The organism is Paenibacillus planticolens, assembly GCF_013141725.1.
GTDB classification, from domain to species: Bacteria; Bacillota; Bacilli; order Paenibacillales; family NBRC-103111; genus Paenibacillus_E; species Paenibacillus_E planticolens.
This window is the reverse complement of sequence record NZ_WHNZ01000061.1, coordinates 303,561-322,113: the sequence shown is the minus strand read 5'-3', so window position 1 is coordinate 322,113 and position 18,553 is coordinate 303,561. Positions and strand designations below refer to the sequence as shown.

The 18,553-nt window shown below is 45.2% G+C and carries 15 protein-coding genes and 2 tRNA genes; 15 read left to right on the top strand and 2 right to left on the bottom strand.

Going from position 1 to position 18,553, the window contains the following annotated elements; translation table 11 throughout:
• The first annotated feature begins 107 nt into the window (after positions 1-107).
• From GC097_RS25930 to GC097_RS25885, 10 genes are all read left to right on the top strand, one after another.
• Positions 108-3,218, top strand: a complete 3,111-nt coding sequence (locus GC097_RS25930; RefSeq protein WP_171686164.1) for an efflux RND transporter permease subunit — start codon at positions 108-110, stop codon at positions 3,216-3,218.
• 29 nt (positions 3,219-3,247) lie between these two features.
• Positions 3,248-4,507: an efflux RND transporter periplasmic adaptor subunit gene (locus GC097_RS25925; RefSeq protein WP_171686163.1), complete on the top strand. Its 1,260-nt coding sequence runs from the start codon at positions 3,248-3,250 to the stop codon at positions 4,505-4,507.
• Between the two features lie 24 nt (positions 4,508-4,531).
• Positions 4,532-6,283, top strand: a complete 1,752-nt coding sequence (locus tag GC097_RS25920) for a hypothetical protein (protein ID WP_171686162.1) — start codon at positions 4,532-4,534, stop codon at positions 6,281-6,283.
• A gap of 164 nt (positions 6,284-6,447) precedes the next feature.
• Positions 6,448-6,612 carry a hypothetical protein gene (locus GC097_RS25915; RefSeq protein ID WP_164484139.1) on the top strand — a complete coding sequence of 55 codons (165 nt, stop codon included), beginning with the start codon at positions 6,448-6,450 and terminating at the stop codon, positions 6,610-6,612.
• Positions 6,613-6,702: 90 nt separating this feature from the next.
• A tRNA-Met gene (locus GC097_RS25910) sits at positions 6,703-6,779 on the top strand.
• Between the two features lie 10 nt (positions 6,780-6,789).
• A tRNA-Ile gene (locus GC097_RS25905) sits at positions 6,790-6,863 on the top strand.
• Between the two features lie 218 nt (positions 6,864-7,081).
• A complete protein-coding gene (locus GC097_RS25900) occupies positions 7,082-7,681 on the top strand; it encodes a TetR/AcrR family transcriptional regulator (protein ID WP_171686161.1) in 600 nt (199 codons plus the stop codon).
• A 62-nt stretch (positions 7,682-7,743) separates the two neighbouring features.
• Positions 7,744-8,946, top strand: a complete 1,203-nt coding sequence (locus GC097_RS25895; RefSeq protein ID WP_171686160.1) for an MFS transporter — start codon at positions 7,744-7,746, stop codon at positions 8,944-8,946.
• A gap of 112 nt (positions 8,947-9,058) precedes the next feature.
• Positions 9,059-9,346, top strand: coding sequence for a DUF2277 domain-containing protein (locus tag GC097_RS25890; protein WP_171686159.1), 288 nt, complete (start codon positions 9,059-9,061; stop codon positions 9,344-9,346).
• Positions 9,347-9,476: 130 nt separating this feature from the next.
• On the top strand, positions 9,477-10,223 hold the full coding sequence (locus GC097_RS25885) for a DUF1906 domain-containing protein (protein WP_171686158.1): 747 nt from the start codon (positions 9,477-9,479) through the stop codon (positions 10,221-10,223).
• 50 nt (positions 10,224-10,273) lie between these two features.
• On the opposite strand, the gene GC097_RS25880 is transcribed toward GC097_RS25885, so the two are convergent.
• Positions 10,274-11,410 (bottom strand): hypothetical protein, encoded by a 1,137-nt coding sequence (locus tag GC097_RS25880; RefSeq protein ID WP_171686157.1) that lies wholly within the window; start codon positions 11,408-11,410, stop codon positions 10,274-10,276.
• Between the two features lie 174 nt (positions 11,411-11,584).
• On the opposite strand from GC097_RS25880, the gene GC097_RS25875 reads away from it, so the two are divergent.
• The 4 genes from GC097_RS25875 to GC097_RS25860 all read left to right on the top strand — a co-directional run bounded on the left by GC097_RS25875 (position 11,585) and on the right by GC097_RS25860 (position 14,726).
• Entirely contained in the window at positions 11,585-12,424 is an 840-nt protein-coding gene (locus GC097_RS25875) for an alpha/beta hydrolase family protein (RefSeq protein ID WP_171686156.1), read from the top strand.
• A 6-nt stretch (positions 12,425-12,430) separates the two neighbouring features.
• Entirely contained in the window at positions 12,431-13,768 is a 1,338-nt protein-coding gene (locus tag GC097_RS25870) for a Na+/H+ antiporter NhaC family protein (RefSeq protein ID WP_171686155.1), read from the top strand.
• A 26-nt stretch (positions 13,769-13,794) separates the two neighbouring features.
• Positions 13,795-14,307 carry a metallophosphoesterase gene (locus GC097_RS25865; RefSeq protein ID WP_171686154.1) on the top strand — a complete coding sequence of 171 codons (513 nt, stop codon included), beginning with the start codon at positions 13,795-13,797 and terminating at the stop codon, positions 14,305-14,307.
• Between the two features lie 251 nt (positions 14,308-14,558).
• On the top strand, positions 14,559-14,726 hold the full coding sequence (locus GC097_RS25860) for a hypothetical protein (protein WP_171685890.1): 168 nt from the start codon (positions 14,559-14,561) through the stop codon (positions 14,724-14,726).
• A 312-nt stretch (positions 14,727-15,038) separates the two neighbouring features.
• On the opposite strand, the gene GC097_RS25855 is transcribed toward GC097_RS25860, so the two are convergent.
• The gene (locus tag GC097_RS25855; protein WP_171686153.1) at positions 15,039-15,296 is read right to left on the bottom strand and encodes a hypothetical protein; all 258 of its coding nucleotides are present in this window, start codon (positions 15,294-15,296) and stop codon (positions 15,039-15,041) included.
• Positions 15,297-15,585: 289 nt separating this feature from the next.
• Here GC097_RS25855 and GC097_RS25850 point away from each other — a divergent pair, with 289 nt between their 5' ends.
• Positions 15,586-17,553, top strand: a complete 1,968-nt coding sequence (locus GC097_RS25850) for a methyl-accepting chemotaxis protein (protein WP_171686152.1) — start codon at positions 15,586-15,588, stop codon at positions 17,551-17,553.
• Positions 17,554-18,553: the final 1,000 nt, after the last annotated feature.

Sequence of the window (18,553 nt, the reverse complement as noted above, 5' to 3'; positions counted from 1 at the left end):
ATACACAAAGTTTTCGAAAAAAATTTATGTTTTGTTAAGAAATTCCAAGTATGATGGTTGAGTGAGTGTGTCAGAGTATTAAAGCTGGTGATAGGGGAGAAGTGAGAATGATCAAGTTAACCGAGTTTTCAATGAAAAATGTAGCAGCAATTTTCATCCTCATGCTGCTGTTAGTCGTAGGTGGCTCATATTCCACAACGACGCTCAAAGTAGAAAGTTTCCCGGATATTACGTTTCCGGTCGTCATCGTAAGTACTACATACGTAGCCCCTCCGAAGGATGTGTTAGACGAAATTACGAAGCCGCTGGAAAAGGCGGTTGCCGGATTAGACGGGCTAAAAACATTAAGTTCAAGCTCGCAGGACAATTACTCACAAATTATTTTGGAGCTAGAGCAAGACAAGAAGCCTGAAGATGTGAAAAAAGACGTTGAGAGTCTCATCTCCAATGTGAAGCTTCCGCAAGGCTCCGAAAAGCCTAAAGTACTAACGGCAGGCTTCGCTTCCGAACCGGTTTACTACTTAGCGGTTTACGGCGATGAGGGAATGAACCAGGCAGAGCTCGATAATGCATACAAAAATACAATTCTTCCCGGCTTCAATGGACTAAAAGGAATTGACCACGTAGATTCTGTCGGCAATCAGGATGCAGTGCTTACGATTAAGTTGGATGCTCCTGCGATTAACCAATATGGATTAACGCCTGCAGATGTTTCAGGAATGATTAAAGCGGCATTGGTTTCAAGCCCCGCGGGTACTGTGGATTTCAACGGAAATCAGCAGATGGTTCGCGTGAAGGGCGAAATGGATACCATTTACAATTTAGACAATTTAAAAGTTAACTCAAAAACCGGCGATACGCTGCTCCTTAAGCAAATTGCCAAGGTTGAAGCCATCAGCGAGTCCAAGTTTATTGCCAGATTAGATGATAAACCGGCTATCGGTGTGTTATTGTACAAAACAAAAGCGGCGAATGCCGTTGAATTTGCAGACAGTGCAGATAAATTAATGTCAGACTGGGCGCAGACGCTGCCTGGTGTGAAATTCCACAAAATTTATAATTCTGCCAACGATATTAAAGATTCTATCCACGGTATGGTGCAGGAAGGCGGTTTAGGCGCAATTCTTGCCTCCGTTATGATCCTGCTGTTCCTCCGTAATATACGTATGACGCTAATCGTACTCGTTTCCATCCCGCTTTCCATTCTCGTCACGCTATTGGTTATGGGACCGCTGGGCATTTCCCTGAATATTATGACGCTCGGGGGTATGGCGATCGCCGTCGGTAGGGTCGTGGACGACAGTATCGTCGTTATCGAAAATATTTACAGTCAACTGCAAGTCGCTCAGCAACGCAATGAATCGGTTATCCGGTTAGCAACGAAACAAGTATCCAGTGCGATTACGTCCTCTACGATTACAACGGTAGGTGTATTCGGACCGATCGGGTTCGTGAGCGGGGTAGTCGGCGAAGTATTCCGTCCTTTTGCAATTACACTCGTTGTAGCCTTGTTGTCTTCCTTGATTGTTGCTTTGACCGTCATTCCGATGTTGGCGAAGCTGATGGTGCTTAAATCCAAAAAACTTACCCATCACGACGAACATCATGTTGGACCTATGGGTGAAAAGTATAAAAAGGCGATCATTTGGTCTCTAAATAACCGCATCAAAACGCTGTTGATTGCATTAGTAGCTCTTATTCTTTCTATTGTAATAACTGTACCGAATCTAGCCGTGGCCTTCATGCCGAACAGCGAAGCTGTCAAACAAGGCGCAATTGATATTAAGATGCCGCGCGAAACATCCCTTGAGATGATGAGTGAGAAATCAAAAGAGCTCGAAAAAGAGTTGAAACAGCATAAAGATAAATTGGGCAATCCTGCATTTAAGTATATCGAATCGCTAGTCGGTTATAACCAAACCAGCGACCGGTATGCCTATCGAGCGATGATGTTCTTCGAACTAACCCCTGATACAGATGCGACGGAAGCCGTCAAAACGTACAAGGAAGATATGCTGAAATTGATGCCGCCCGGATCGGATGTCAATATCCAGTTATTTACCGGAGGGCCGCCAACATCTACAGGTGCAGATTTTTCCTATGCGCTAAAGGGTGATGACCAGTTATATCTCCAGCAAGCCGCTCAGATGGTAAAAGATAAACTGAAAGAATTCCCTGAGCTTAACGATATCAAAGACAGCTTGAGCGATTCCAAAACCGAGGTTGAGATTACGGTCGATCAGAACAAGGCGCGTTTATACAATCTTTCCTCCGCGCAAATTTTACAATCGGTTAACTCCTGGATTGCGGAAGAGAAGCTCGGAGATTTGAAGTTTAACAATGTCACGTATGCGACCAAAGTTATGCTGAATCCCGTCTATAAGAACTCGGTTGATAAATTAGGCACTTTCTTGATCAAAACGCCAACGGGTCAAACCATTCAGTTGAATGAAGTTGCACGTATAACGCAAATTGACGCACCAAACAGCATTAGCCGCGAAGATGAAGAGCAAATCGTAAGTGTCAGAGCCAAAATCGAAAGCACAGATAAAGGCGGCGTGAGCCAAAAAATAACCGCTGAATTGGCGAAGCTGGAGCTGCCATCGGGCGTCTCCCGTGAAGTCAAAGGGGTTTCCGATGATATCAACAGAAGCTTTATGCAAATGTTCATTGCCATCTTTGCCTCCATTTTCATTGTTTACATTGTGATGGTTATTGCGTTCGGAAACGCAAGAGCACCGTTAGCCATTCTGTTCTCTCTGCCGCTTGCGGCGATTGGGGGGCTTCTAGGACTTCTTATTACCGGAGAATCCATCAATGTTACGTCACTGATTGGATTCCTCATGCTGATCGGTATCGTCGTAACGAACGCGATTGTGCTTGTAGACCGTGTGCAGCAGCTAAGAGAGCAAAATTATTCCATCCGTGATGCCCTTATTGAGGCCGGGATTACACGTTTAAGACCTATCATTATGACAGCAGGCGCAACGATCATTGCCCTTTTGCCATTAGGACTTGGCTTATCGAAAGGAACGATCATTTCCAAAGGATTAGCTGTCGTCGTTATTGGCGGTCTTACGACTTCAACTCTATTAACACTAGTTATCGTGCCTATCATGTATGAGATTTTATTTAAGAAAAGAGAAGGCCGCTGGTTCAAAAGAAAAGGGAAGTCGTCTTCCATTCAATCGGAGCAAGCACCATCTGCGATTCAATAAGCTGAACAGGGGAAAAGGAGAAATCGAATATGAAACGTCAGTTGTTTACGATTAAGCAAAGTGTCAAGTTATTCGGTGTCGTCGCGCTTAGCGCGGCGATTGCCGCGGGATGTTCTGCCACACCGGCAGCAAACCCCAGTGCAACACCGGCAGCCTCTGCGGAGCAAGGGGTTAAAGTTGTGAAAACGGCCAAAATTGCGAAGCAGAAAATTGGTAATCCGATTGAACAAGTAGGAGACGTTGTTTCATCCGTTCAACTGGATGTTGTGGCGAAGTCGGGCGGGGAAGTTATTGAAATTGTAAAGAAACGCGGAGATAAAGTAGAGAAGGGCGATGTGCTGTTCCGCTTAGATCCTACGGATGTTTTGATTCAAAAAGATTTAAATGCTGTGAGCATTAAAGGAGCTCAGGCAGGACTTGTTGAAGCTAAGCAAAAAACAACAAATGGAATAGCGGATGCCAAAGACGGGGTTTCGAAATTGGAAACAGCGGTTAGCGATCTAGGGAAGGCTTATAACAGGGTTCGTAATGATTATGATTTAGGAACAGCCACAAAAACGCAATTAGAGCAGGCCGAAACAGCACTTACGAATATGAAGAAAGATCTGGAGAGCGCTCGTAGATCTCTGAAAACATTGCAAGAGACGAATTCACTAGCGCAAGTGGAAACCAGCCTAGAGTCTGCACAAGTTAGCGCGCGGAATATCGATAGAACGCTTAGCAATCTCGATGTAAAAGCGCCTGCATCCGGTGTACTAACGGATCTGAACGTAACAGTCGGTCAAACGTTAGCTCCGGGCGGCCGTGTGGGTGAAGTGCAGCAGACGAATCCGGTCAAAATCAAATCCCAGCTGACCGAAGCTTCCGCCAGTCTCGTTCGCGGCAAAGGCGAATTAACGTTCTACATACCAGGGGTTACAGACAAAGCCAACGCCAAAGTAACGTATTTATCCGATGTGATCAACGGGCAATCCAAAGCTTATGACCTGGAGCTTGAAGTTCCGAATCCGGATGGCAAGCTGAAGCCCGGATCCAAGGCCCAAGTCGAACTTACAAAAGATGACGAACAAAACGTACCAGTCATCCCAAGTCTTAGTATCGTTCGCGAAGGCGGAGACAGCTTTGTTTACATCGTGAACGGGGAAACGGTTCAAAAGCGCAAGGTTGAACTTGGACGTTTAAATGAAACGAATCAAGAAGTGTTATCCGGCGTTAAAGAAGGCGAAATGCTCGTGACATCCGGACAGCACCAATTGAAAGATGGAGATAAAATTAAAGTGAGCAACTAACATGAGCTCAAGGAGGAGAACCACGTGAATAAGAAAATGAAGAGATCTCTGGCCACCATAGTACTATCCGCTACACTTTTAACTACCGCTTCTTTTCCTGCATGGGCTGCGGAGAGTGTGAGCCCGGCTGTTTTTGCTCAAACAAGCGCAATTACGAGCTATGTCCTGAAAGACAACGTTGAAGTTGAGATCAAAAGCATTCTCAATGAGCATGAATCCAATTCAACGAAGCTTGGCGCAGTCATTCGGATTAAAAATACAAGCGGCAAAGTGACTCGAGTGCCTGACTTTGAAATGCGCGTCAGCATGGCGGACGGTACCGTATATACACTGCAGCCAAGTGCCAAAAATCCAAAGTCCATTCAACCAAAATCGCAGCAAGAGCTTAGTTACTTGAGTACCGTAGAGCGCAGCGATGACGCCGCACTAAGTGAGCTTAGCTTTGTTGATGTTGATATGGAAGTGTATCCGAAAAAAGAAACGACACTGCTAAGTGTCCCTGTTGACGCGGCGCTCGTCTGGAATGGCAGCGACAGCACGATTACCAAATCATCCGCCCTCCTCAAATGGGGAGAGCCCTTCGCGCTGCCTTCCTTGAAGTCGCAGATTGGATTCATCCCTGTGGATATCCATAAGGAAATTACAGCCAAAGGCGTGTCCACTGTCGTTCAAATTCAAGTCGTAAACCCGACGAATGAACGCCAAACGGTCCCGAATTTCGGAATCGACGGCAAAACGGAGAGCACGGTATACTCCGGCAACCGCGCCGAAGCTTCCGTTGTACTTGACCCGGGTGAGAAAAAGTATATCCACGTCGTTATTCCTACCGATTTGGACACAGAATTCACCAGTTTGAACGTCGTGTCTCCGGAGAGCTTTGTCGTGGCGCTTGGCGATGGCAAGTTTCAAGAGGAAACTTATCGCGTAGGGCGCGCGAACATCTTGCTCCCGATTGGGGCAGCTACGCAAGGCGTCATTCCAGCTCCAGCCTACACGCTGGGCACGCCTGTCAAATTGGATTCGACGAACAAATTCGTACCATCCAATGTCGATGTATCACTTGTCGAGCTCCATATTACAAATAATGAAGACGACGGTTTCAACACAGCTATTGCCAAGTTTAAATTAACGAATAACAGCGATCGTCCGATCCCGATTCCGGCCATTCAAACCGAGCTTGTCAGCAAAGACGGATATGCTTACGGTGGCAGAAGACAGGCGGCTACAGCTCTGAGCGTCGTTCCTAAGGCCTCCTATATTGTCAGCTATTCGTATGCTCTTCCTGCCTCAGAAACTGGCGAGGGCTTGAAAATGAATCTCTACAGCCAACAAGCAAGCTCAGATACAACATATAAATCATTGCTGGCTACGGCGAAAGTGCCCGTTCAGAAAAATGAATTGACGAACAATGCTATTCATGTATATCCATATGAAATCAAAATTAAGGACTGGAGCATTACAGCGCTATATCTAGCTGCCTTGACGTATGACTACAAGCTGAAGTTGGAGCTGGACATCAACCCGGATCAACAGGTTACAGTGGATAAGTATAACAACAAGCTTTCCTTTGAATTATTTGATAATGTCGGAAATCCGATTGGAAAAACGACGCAGGACTTGGCAGGCGAAGCAAGATTGCACAGTGGGACGAATACGATGGATTTCAACGTGAGATCCGGTCAACTGGATTATCCGATTCAAGTCAAAATTTATGAGACCTTCACCAACGAAAATGGAGAAACCGTTAAACGGTTGCTGACATCTTTTAAACAATAGTTGCATTCATAGACAACCGCTTGGAATTTGTGCCGAAAGCACAGTCTAAGCGGTTTTTTTTCATTTCGTTAACGGCATCTTCCTGTCAATTCCGATGGACTCATAAGTCCGTTTAATTTTGGATAAGATAGCATTATCGATTTCAACAAAACGGAGTGATTGCGATGAACTGGATATATTGGGCAAAATTATATGATTCCAAGTTTCAAGCGGGCTGTTTGGCGAAAAGAATGGAAGAAGACTGGTGGATTTATGGGTATGAATGCCCGCAAGAAGTGGAAGTATTTAAATCGAAAAAGGGACGTTTCGGCGTTCGTTACAATACGTAAATTTCTACGTGTCTTCTAAAAATTAACGCTTGACTTACCACTCGCGCTTAGTGTATATTTATTTTTGTCGCTGTTGAGCGGCACACATGACGCGGGGTGGAGCAGCTCGGTAGCTCGTCGGGCTCATAACCCGAAGGCCGCAGGTTCAAATCCTGCCCCCGCAACCAAATTTCATTAGGGCCTATAGCTCAGTTGGTTAGAGCGGTCGGCTCATAACCGATTGGTCGGGGGTTCGAGTCCCTCTGGGCCCATAGCACGAAAACCCTTGGTTTATAAGGGTTTTTTATTATTTTCGGACACAAAACAAGCCTCTCATTCTACTACTGAAAAGTGGAGATTGAGAGGCTTGTGCACTTTTACAAGAGTTTGCAAAGACTTCAATAATCGCTTATAATACTGAATAAATGTTCAGTGTTATAAGGTGGTTGTCCTCTCAAGCATCTTTCAGCTGGAAAGTGGTGAAGCATGTGTGAATAAAAAGAAACAGCAAACCGAGCAAACAAAGAAGAAGATCACCGATGCAGCAAAGGCTTTATTTGCTCAAAAAGGCTACAAAGCAACCGCAATTGAAGACATTGTAAAAGCAGCCGGGTGCAGTGCCGGTAACATTTATTATCATTTCAAGAATAAGGAAGGGCTTTTTTTATACTTACTTGAAGATTGGAACAAGGAATGGGATACGACTTGGTTGGCCAAGGAAAAGCTGTACCCTACTACAACCGATAAATTATATGGCATGGCGGAGCATTTGGCGCATGATCAACTGAGTCATCCGTTGACGAAGGCCGCTGATGAGTTCTTCAATAACGCGGAGAAAGCTCCGGATGTGGAGGAGCGAATTAACGAAATGGTCAAAGGGTATATTGACTTTAATCGCCAGTTGCTTCAGACGGGGATCGATAATCATGAATTTGAAATTACGAATGTGTCCACTCTCGCGATTATTTTGGACAGTCTGCTGCTTGGGCTAAGTCAACATAGCCGGAGAATGGAACGTGAGGAAGCGCTAGCGGCTTATCGGTTGGCTATGGATGTGTTTCTGCAGGGCATTGCCAAGCCGACCCGCTAGCCTTTTTTTTTATTAAAATACTGAATATATATTCAGTATTATTATGATGGGAGAAAGAACAAATGAAATTATTGACTAAACATCAAGGTGCCTTATTCATACTCATGCTTAATTTACTTCTAGTTTTTTCAGGAATAGGACTTGTCATCCCTATTATGCCTAAGTTCATGGAGAGTCTTGGCATTACAGGAGGGATTATCGGCCTGTTGGTCGCCGCATTCTCGCTGACGCAGTTTCTTTGCTCGCCGCTCGCCGGTCGTTTGGCCGATTCCTTCGGCAGAAAAAGAATGATTGTTATCGGCATGATTGTGTTCGCCGTCTCTGAGGGGATGTTTGGATTAGCCAGCTCATCTGGCCTGCTCTTTGCATCTAGGATGCTGGGCGGCATCAGTGCGGCAATGATTATGCCAGCCGTTATGGCTTACGCAGCAGATATCACGACACAGGAAGAGCGAGCAGTAGGGATGGGGTATATTACAGCAGCAATTACAACGGGCTTTATTATTGGACCGGGCATTGGCGGTTATATTGCAGAATTCGGTATCCGCATGCCTTTTTATTTTGCGGCGGCAGCCGGGATTCTCGCGGCATGTATCACTATGCTTATTCTTCGGGAGTCGCTTCCTGCACATGAGAATTTATCCGATACTCCTTCGATTGAAGTTGAAAAAAGAGGACTTTTTTCTCAATTGAGGTACGCCTACAGAGAGCCTTATTTTTTAAGCTTAATCATCGTTTTTGTGATGTCATTCGGACTTGCTAATTTTGAAACGATCTTCGGGCTGTTTGTGGATCGAAAATTCGGTTTTCAGCCAAAGGATATCGCCTTTATTATAACGTTTGGGTCCATAGCCGGGGCTGTAGTGCAAGTTACGGTCTTCAGCTGGATATTGAAGCGTTTTGGGGAGCGGCTCGTCATTTCCCTTTGTCTCTTCTTTGCAGGTTTGTTTATTTTGCTGACGCTTTTCGTTCACCAATTCTGGATGATTTTTGCCGTTACCTTTATTGTATTTTTGGCGATCGATATCTTACGGCCGGCTATCAGTACGCAAATGTCAATGGTGGCTAAGGATCAGCAAGGCTATGTTGCCGGCTTGAATTCTGCCTTTACAAGTCTTGGCAATATAGCTGGGCCTATTGCAGCTGGTTTTTTATTTGACTTGGATGTCAATTATCCGTATACGCTGGCGTGTCTAGTCTTGTTAATTTGTTTCATCTTATCGGTTAAAAGTAAAAAGCGCAGCTTGCAGCCACTGCAAGAGTAGTGTTTAAGCCGATAAGGAGGGAGTTTGAGTTTTACAAACACATATAGATAAGTTAAACTTAACTAATTAAATCAATTACCCTTCCCACCATTTTGAAAAGGAGCTGCGTGTGATGTGCCGAAATATTAAGCCGCTGTTTAATTTTGAACCTGTTGTAACGGATGATGAGATTCGGGCAGCTTCTCTACAATTCGTGAGAAAGATTTCGGGTTTCACCGCACCTTCGAAAGCGAACGAGGAAGTGTTCAACCAAGCGGTTCACGAGGTGGCACAGGCTGCACGTCAATTGATGGATTCGCTTGTGACCAATGCGGAGCCGCGCAACCGGGACGTTGAGATCGAGCGTGCTCGTGCCAGAAATGCCAAACGATTCGGAACCGTACAAAAGCTTATCCCTTAATAAAAGGCTTCTTATCTTCATAGGTAGGGGCCTTTTTTGCTTTCCTTTGATAAGTAACTCATTTGATGAGTAGCATCTATTGTTTACGAGCATATGATGTAGGAAACTAGTAGAAATTAGGTGATAGAAAGTGACCAAAGGTTTTGATTGTTCAACGCCTTTAACGGCACAGACCGCCGCTGCTTTCGTCAAGAATGGCTACTCGTTTGTGGCCAGATATCTCGTGCCAAGCGGGAGTAAGGCATTAACGAAGAGCGAAGCGGAAGCGATTAGCCAGGCAGGATTGGAAATCGTATCTGTCTTCGAAACTACGGCAGATCGGGCTCTCGGCGGAAGGAGCGCGGGACTAGCTGACGGCGCTGCCGCGGTACAGGTGGCTCATCAGCTGGGACAACCTGCAGGAAGCTGTATTTATTTTGCAGTTGATTTCGACGCTACAAGCACTCAAATGGCAACTGTCATTGCATATATCCAAGGGGCAAGCGAAGCGACACCGGAATATACCACAGGGGTATACGGCTCTTATGCGGTGATGGAAGCCGTTAAGAATGCGAGTGCCTGCTCGCATTTTTGGCAGACCTATGCCTGGAGCGGCGGAGCTAAATCATCCTTTATTCACATTTATCAGTATTTGAACGATGTTTCTGAGAATGGCATCCAAATCGATCAAGATGAGTCATATGGCAGTGAAGGCTGGTGGAACATAGCAACAACTCCTAATCCTCCGGTTACTTATCCACTTGCACCAAAGGATGCCAATGTGATGATCCCTTTTCTTTCCGCCGGCTACGATGCCACGACCTCGCTCCCAGCTCGCGCGGAGTTCCACCGATTGGCGAATGAACTGCGGAAAGCTTCCGGCCAGCCGCTGCAATAAGAAAAGAAAGCCCGTCATCTCATGTGAATGGAGAGATGACGGGCTTTCTGTCATTGTATGACCGCGCTGCGAATGTACCAGCGCGAATCGAGCGACGCTCTTTCGAGTCGAAAGAGCACACGCCTGTGGGTTGGCGCGGAAGCGCGTGCCGGTGTAACCGTAACGTCGACCGCGGTCTCAAGCTCCAGGAGCTGGGACACATCCCGCTCCACGGACTTGGACAGGCGGCGCATGCTGCGCACATGCACCGCCTGCTCTTGCCCTGTAGTGACCTGCAGCAGCTGCAGGTCACCTTGGTTCGCTCCGCTGATCCAGACGTCGATCAGCGCCCAAGGCGAAAGCTTGCTGATGTAGGACGTCAGCAAGCCTGCAGCGCGGTGCACCATGACCTGGTGCGCCGGGTCAGAGGAGCGGGAGCCGTGCGTGACGCTCCCGAGGAAGTGAATGCAGAAATGACCGTTGAAGTCATTTCCGGGAATGCCGTCTCCTCCATGCGGCATGCCGTGCATGGAGCCGGCCAGCGTGCGGCCGTTAAACTTCACGAGGACCGCTTTGCGGTCCCAGCTCCAGGCGCCGCCGTAAATGGTTTTGAGCGTCGCGGAATCGGTCTTTGTCAGCGGCTGGACATCCGCGTGGTTGGACCCTGCGCGGCGCTGTCCTTCGAAGCTAAGGCCGCTCTCCACATCGGTAATCGTGAATTTGCTATATTTAGGGATGACCTTGCTTACGTCTTCCCATGTCAGAATTTCGCCATAATGCTTGGCTCGGAGGGCGCTGACTTCCAGACGGAGGTCGTCCTGCGTGCCGGGGGACAAAGCAATGGTGGATTTCGTCACGAGATCAACCAATTCCCCGTTTACCGTGACGCCATAGTGTTGCGTCTGTCCTTTTTGGGCATACATCAGGGTGGTATCCGGCAATAAAGCTTCGGCATATGGAGGGCCAGCCGTTAACTTCTCAAGCTCCCGCTGCAGTTTTTTATTTTGAAAGGATGCTTCTGTTTGGTAGGCTGCATGTGGCGATGCTTTGACAACCAGAAAAAAAGTATGCGAGTTAGCAGTGTCTTGAGTGTTGTAGTCTTGGCCAAAGCTTTCGTTCATCGGACTTAACACACCAACGGATAGCACGGAAAGCAACAGGGTGCAAATCATCGTTCGGAGCAAGCGAGTTGCTCGGGTATGATGCATAGGTAAGCTTCCTCCTGGATTGTATTTAGAGCGATTCACACCGTAAGGGACAGTCTGAGACGCCATAGTCAAGTTTTTACTATTTGCCTTAAATTTATGAACAATCCGCAGGGACATGCTGTCCGAAATGCATTTGTGCTAAAATATAGCCATACAAGAAAGGGAGGCAAACTTATGCAGCTAAACGAAGGTAAGGCGTTCGAACTACATATAGCCGAGAATCGCACGGTCAGAGGGGATTACTACGAAGCTGTGTCACAGCCGGCCCTGGGGACGATCGTCATTTGCCATGGATACAAAGGCTTCAAAGACTGGGGGATGTTTCCGCATGTGGCGCAATCGTTGGCAGCAAATGTGAATGTGATGTCCATCAATTTCTCTCACAATGGCGTTGGGGAGGACTTGCTCCAATTTACGGAGCTTGAGAAGTTTGCCCGGGATACGTACTCGAAAGATTTGGAAGATCTGGACGCAGTCGTGAAGGAAATTGGTCGTATTGCAAAATTGTCCGGAGACGACGAGAATCCTATCTTGCTTTTGGGACACAGCAGAGGAGCTGGTGTATGTTTGATTTATGCACTCGATCATCCTGAACGAATCGCCGGTGTTATCAGTTGGAATGGCATTGCAAATGTTGATCTGCTCACAGAGGAGAATAAAGAAGAGATGCGCAGAACGGGCAGAACGTTCACGTTAAACGGGCGTACGAAGCAAAATATGCCGTTAGACCTTGAAATACTTGAAGACATGGAGCGTAACAGCGAGAGATTCCATATTGTAAACCGGATTAGCGGCGCAGAATTTCTAATCGCGTTAATTCAAGGTACGGAAGACGGAGAGCGCTTAATTCGAGGCTCCAAGCAGCTGATTGAGCGGAATCCGGCCATCCAATGGATTAGAATCCCTGAGGGGAATCACACCTTTGGTTCGGTTCATCCCTATCAAGGGGAGCCGCAACCGCTCAAGCAAGCGATCAACGAGACCCTGAAAACGATTCAAAGGATGTTGGGATAAAACTACATGTTAACGAATAGACAGCTTGGCGTAACCATATTCATTACTATTCTTGGACTCGCGGCCGCATATGCGCTTCATCTTGCTTTAGCGATTGGCTTTGCCTTCGGGCTGTCAACTTTAGTGCTGTTTATTTGGCGAGGTGGAGCCGCGCCTGGGAACATCCTGCAAAGTATGTGGGAGGGGGTTAAACATACCAAAGAAGTCATTTGGATTCTCGCCTTAGTCGGCGTCGTGATCCCTACGTGGACGGCTAGCGGAACGATCCCTTACATGATCGATTTGGGGCTTCGTGTCGTGGATCCCAGTTATTTTCTTACGTTTTCATTTGTGCTGTCAGCGTGTATTTCGATGTTGCTTGGCACATCTACAGGGACGCTAAGTTCAGTCGGAATCCCGTTAATCGGTCTTGCCCTGCTGCTGCAAATCCCTTTGCCGATTGTTGCCGGCGCTCTCGTTTCCGGTGCTTTTGTCGGCGATCGGACGTCGCCATTTTCAAGTGCCAATCGTCTTGTAGCTTCTTCAACAGGTGTTTCTGTAAAAGACTTGTTTAAAGCTTTGCTGCCAACCACGATCGGTGCCGGAGTCATCACCTTTGGTTTCTTCTTGTTTTCCGATCTGAATGGGGTGTGGCATCATGGGGAGAAAGCATGGCTGCAGCAGCAGTTTGGCACGGGCTTTACCTATAGTATTTGGTTGTTATTTCCAGTAATTCTGTTGCTTCTTTCGATTCTATTAAGGTTTAAAACGAGGAACGGTTTTCTCCTGTCCATAGCTTGTGCGATTGGGATTGGTTTCATTTATCAAGGGGTCACCTGGTATGAATGGCTGCATGCGATGTGGTTTGGCTATCATTCTATTTTATTCGATTCATTGCAAACCAAAGGCTTGTCCAACATGGTCGAGTTAATTGTCCTTATTGGACTTGCGGGAGCTTTTAATGGTATTTTGGAGGAAAACCGTGTTCTGCAGTCCTATATGCAAAAGCTTATGGGAGGACGCTCCGCCTCCTTGTTCTCGGCAACGTTTCGAACTTCCTTATTCGGATTAGGACTTGGACTTGTTTCATGCACGCAAACCTTGCCGATTATGATGTCAGGAAGGAGCTTGCTCCCCTTCTGGGAAGAACGTTTTCCGCGCAGCCAGCTTGCCAGAGTTGTTGCTGATTCGAGTCTCATTCTAGCTGCCATGATCCCGTGGAACATGCTGGCTATCGTATGTGGAACGATCGTGGGGGTGCCTGTTGAGCACTATGTTGGTTATGCGCCGTTTCTTTGGGCTTTGCCCTTATGTACCTTAGTGTGGTCGTACGCTTGGAGAAGCCGTGGGAAAGCTTTTGGATAATAAAGTAAGTAAAGGATGGAGATACTGTGCCTGCAACCTTTTTTATATCCGATCATCATTTCGGTCATAAGAACATCATTGATTTCGAAAACAGACCCTTCACAGACACAGATGAAATGACAGTGACTATGATCGCAAAGTGGAATGCTGCCGTTGGCAAAGAGGATAAAGTTTTTCATCTAGGCGATTTTTCTTTTTTGAACAAAGAACGTACAAAGAAGATCGTTTCCCAGCTAAACGGGTACAAAATTCTCATCCTCGGCAATCACGATCGGGGGAGATCGAGAGACTGGTGGCTGGACGCCGGGTTCGATGAAGTGAGTGAGTATCCTCTCATTTATAGGAATTTCTTTTTCCTGTCGCATGAGCCCATGTACATGAATAAACAAATGCCCTATGTCAATGTTCACGGCCATATTCATGGCCAGAAATACGAAGGGCGTCAATATTACAATGTGAGTGTGGAGCAATTGGATTATACGCCTGTTTCTTTTGAACAGATTCGTGATTCGGTTGTGGTGGATGAGGAGCAGGGGTAGGTGATGAACTCGCAGCTGGGTGGCTGCGGGTTCTTTTTTATCTATAATGTACCCCATTAAGGAACTTCCTCAGCGTCACCTTATGATTGACACATCTTGTGTAGGTTATTGCTTTTGCAGGATTCAAGAATGAGGATGGAGACTATTGTCGTAGGTATATAATACCTATTAATTCGACTAAATTCGACGAATTCATAAATTTATAGTAATATATACCTATACATACATGAGCGATAAGGAGACGATTCACGATGAACCAAGCCTTTATTGAAGAATTTCAAAGAATGAGCCATGAAGATGAAATGAGACCTAAAGTGCTAATTCGGGGTATTAAGCAGATTTTGAATGAGAAAAAGAAAGCACATGTATTGAGAAAATTGCTGAATAGAAAGCCGAAGATAGAGCCTAGTTCTTGGTAATTGATGCTCCGATCCGATCGGGACTATTTTTATATAACAATTAAAAGAAAGGGCTCCTAGATATTTACTAGGAGCCCTTTCTTTGTTGAATCGATTACATTACCACGAAAAAGCCACAGTTATAATAACCAAAAGAATAAAGAGAACTAACACTTCCGCTACATGATTACGACGAACTCCTTCTACTGCAACTCCCATAATAAAATCCACTCCTTTAATGAAGTTTTATTACTCTTTATAGTATGACAATAACTTCCCCCTTGATTGGACAAGGATACAGGGCATATGAAAAAGGCACGAGATTAGTAAAATTTATTTATTCTTTAGACTATTTTTTGCGTGTTCATATTCAAACGTAACCTCGAACAGCATTTTAAAAACCGGATTATTTTCAAATCTAGCTTTTATGTATGGATACAAAATTGGTTTTTCAAATTTTAAAATTGTAACTACTTCGACTAGAGGTCCTTGAGATTTTTGTATGTTATAAAGCAAATCTACGCATTTACCGAGAGAGGAAAGGTTATCGTTTAAGCTATCCAATTCCTTGATGATTAGATATTTGTCCATGATTCCAAATTACCTACTTTCAATTTACTAGGCCCAATTACCTAAAATATATCACATAGTATTTTTTTGATTCTGTGTTGTATTTAACAAAAACGAAGAAAGCTGCCGACCGGCCAAGCGGGGAGTGATGATTTCGACTCCCTCAATATGATCGGTCCGAGAATGGTAGATGATTTTGCAGGAAAATGTTGAAAATTGTCGAAGTAGTAGAGGGGGAATCTCTGAAATTATAGAAAAGGGGAGCAACATGGCTTTTAAATCAATCAAACACAAAATAATTTGGCCCTTAATGGTAGTGTTGTTTGCAGTGTCCGTAGGGACAGGAACAATTACGTATCGACAAACGGCTGAAAGTCTTCATGAGAAAGGTTTTACGACGTTAGAAACAGCAAGAATCGGAATTGAGAACGCATACATTGCGAGGAAGGCAACGGAAAGTGTGATGGAGAGGGAGATGGTTGGACAAGCAGTCCTCCTGTCGTATATGTATGATAAAATTCCTATGAACTTTAAGCAAGCTGTCGAATTAGCCGGGCGCTCCGGTATCGATGAGTTTTGGATCACCAATGCACAGGGACAGTTAGTGCTGACCAATGCGGGCGAAAAGATTGACTTCAATTTTGGGGCCGACGCTAAGAATCAAGCTTATGAGTTTATGGATTTAATTACAGGCAAACAGAAAGTAGTAACGCAGCCGGCTCAGCAGCGGAGCATTGATTCTAAGGTGTATAAATACGTCGGTGTGTCCGGATGGACATCTCCGCGCATTGTGCAAACAGGAAGAGACGGAGCCACGCTGACCGAACTCGATAGCAAAATCGGAGCGAAGCCGGTGCTGACTCAACTAAAGTCGGAGCTTGGCGGAGATGTGCTGTTCGCAGGGATCGTTGATTCCACAGGTAAACTAGTTGCTTCTTCCGATGATACCATTACGCAGCTTGACGCGGAACTGCTGGACTCTCTAAACGTTAGTTTGGCAGGGGCCGACCACAAAGCATACAAGACGTTGTCGTTCGATGGAACGAAAGCCAAGTATTATTTTATATCGCTATCGAACGGTCAAGTGCTCGTACTTGCGCTGTCGGAGCAGGTATTGACAAACTTCTTTTATACAACGTGTATTGCCACATTTGCAGGCTTACTGATTGCCGGGGCTGTATTGTTTTTAATTGTCAGTCGCCAGTTTAAGAGGTTGGAGAGACTGCAAGCTGCAATGGTCGCGATAGCTCAGGGGGACGGAGATTTAACGAGAAGATTGCCCGACGCCTCGATGGATGAAATCGGCAGACTGTCGGCTGCGACAAATCAATTTATTGAGAAAATTCATGCCATCGTCAAGGATGTTAAACAATCTGCAAGTCTAAGTAAAGGTAATGCAGATCATATCAAAGATTCGATGAAACAAACAAATACGATTTCTTATGAAATCAATACGACAATCCACGAATTGGCAACGGCTGCTGCGAGTCAGGCGGAGGTAGTGGAGGATGGGATGAAGGGCGTTCAAGAATTGGCCGAATTGATTGATGACACCAACGAACACGTTCAAATTCTACAGAGTAATAGTGCTGTTATTCGGGAGAAGGAAGAGCGAGGCGCTGAAGCGATGCGAGCGATGATCCAGTTGATCCGCGATAACGTTACCGTGACCAAAGACGTAGAGTCCAGCGTTAGTAAACTCATGCAGGATATTGATGCCATTCAAGAGATGGTCACGACCATTCACTCTATATCGAGGCAAACGAATTTGCTTGCGCTTAACGCTTCGATAGAGGCAGCCAGGGCCGGAGAAAACGGCCGCGGATTCGCCGTAGTCGCTGCTGAGGTGAGAACGCTTTCTGTTCAGGCAGGCGAGGCAGCTGGCTATATTCAGATGTTGATTGAGAACGTTTTGCATTCTGCCCAGCAAACGTCTACAGCGATGGAGCAGTCACTTCAAATCGTAGGCTCGCAGGAAGAGAACGCAGGAGAGACATCCCATACATTTGATTTAATTCATACCTCTTTGCAGCAAATGCATGAATCTATTGAAAATATCACAGCAGATATGGAACGTGTAGATAACCGTAAAAACATCATTGTTAAGTTTATCGAGCTTTCCTCAGCCAGTACCGAAGAAACGGCAGCCAGTTCCGAGGAAGTTTTGGCCAACGTAGAGACGCTAGGCGAAATGTTCGATCGTGTACAGAAAGAAACGATAGAGCTGCACAATCAGATGACGAGCTTGCAAGAAGTAGTTGACAGATTTAAAGTGTAGTGTTCGTTAAGTTTTGCTTGAGAACCCTGTGAGGGGTTCTTTTTGTTTTGTGGTGAAAATAGAGGGGGAATTTCCCTCTAAATGGACTGTAGATGCTTATTGGATCCATTTAGTGGGAAAAATTCCCTCTAATTGCACCCATTTCGTGAGGTTCTACGGAATCCGGTCAAATTAACGGGAGTTTTGCCTTCTAAATTCCCTGCATGGTCATCATACGAGCAATTTAGATGGAGATTTTCCAGTTATATACTTTGTCTTCTTCGTAAAGCATGGATTTGGACAGCTCAAGAATCTAGTTATGGGACAGCTTTTTAGTTTTTCTTTCGTATATATATGTCCGTTCTATGCTACAATCGTAAATAAAAGGCAGAAATTGGTATTGGAGTAGGATGGAGTTTATACTCAATTTTGAAAGCTAAGTTGAGGAAGACCCAGCCTTTATATAACACCGTGTTCCCGCTAATGGGCTACTTAGTATTCGTGAACAAAAGAGGCTGCATCCGGAGCTTCAATGTAAAAGAAAGGAACTCATTATGATATTTCACAATAGGAGAACGATGATCGTTCAAATAATTATATACTTGTTGTTTCTTAGCTTCATATACTTAGTGATTAAACTGAATTTTCTGCAGTCTCTCTTCTTTATTGTTATTTTTATTGGTATTTTGATTTATACAGCAGGATATTATTGGAAAGTTAACGATGGGATTCTAAGCAAATATGTCTTTTTTGTAAAGACTGAAGAAATCAAAATAAATGAAATTAAATTAATTGAGGCTATTTCACGGAGAAATGTCGATAAGATTTATATTAAATTTGGGAAAGGTCCAGATGAAAATTCGTATATTTTTGTACTTGATGAAAGGTCAATTAGTTCGATGGCAAGCTGCATGAATAGTGCGGGGGAGACAATAGGAAGATACCTAAACAAAAAACATCGAATAAGGTTTATTGAAACTACGAAATACAGATGGTTTACTTAAGGAGATTGAAGAAGCTT

Coding starts and splice junctions, on each gene's coding strand:
- GC097_RS25930 (WP_171686164.1), top strand. CDS start 108: ATGATCAAGTTAACCGAGTTTTCAATGAAAAATGTAGCAGCAATTTTC.
- GC097_RS25925 (WP_171686163.1), top strand. CDS start 3,248: ATGAAACGTCAGTTGTTTACGATTAAGCAAAGTGTCAAGTTATTCGGT.
- GC097_RS25915 (WP_164484139.1), top strand. CDS start 6,448: ATGAACTGGATATATTGGGCAAAATTATATGATTCCAAGTTTCAAGCG.
- GC097_RS25895 (WP_171686160.1), top strand. CDS start 7,744: ATGAAATTATTGACTAAACATCAAGGTGCCTTATTCATACTCATGCTT.
- GC097_RS25890 (WP_171686159.1), top strand. CDS start 9,059: ATGTGCCGAAATATTAAGCCGCTGTTTAATTTTGAACCTGTTGTAACG.
- GC097_RS25880 (WP_171686157.1), bottom strand. CDS start 11,410: ATGCATCATACCCGAGCAACTCGCTTGCTCCGAACGATGATTTGCACC.
- GC097_RS25875 (WP_171686156.1), top strand. CDS start 11,585: ATGCAGCTAAACGAAGGTAAGGCGTTCGAACTACATATAGCCGAGAAT.
- GC097_RS25870 (WP_171686155.1), top strand. CDS start 12,431: ATGTTAACGAATAGACAGCTTGGCGTAACCATATTCATTACTATTCTT.
- GC097_RS25860 (WP_171685890.1), top strand. CDS start 14,559: ATGAACCAAGCCTTTATTGAAGAATTTCAAAGAATGAGCCATGAAGAT.
- GC097_RS25855 (WP_171686153.1), bottom strand. CDS start 15,296: ATGGACAAATATCTAATCATCAAGGAATTGGATAGCTTAAACGATAAC.
- GC097_RS25850 (WP_171686152.1), top strand. CDS start 15,586: ATGGTAGTGTTGTTTGCAGTGTCCGTAGGGACAGGAACAATTACGTAT.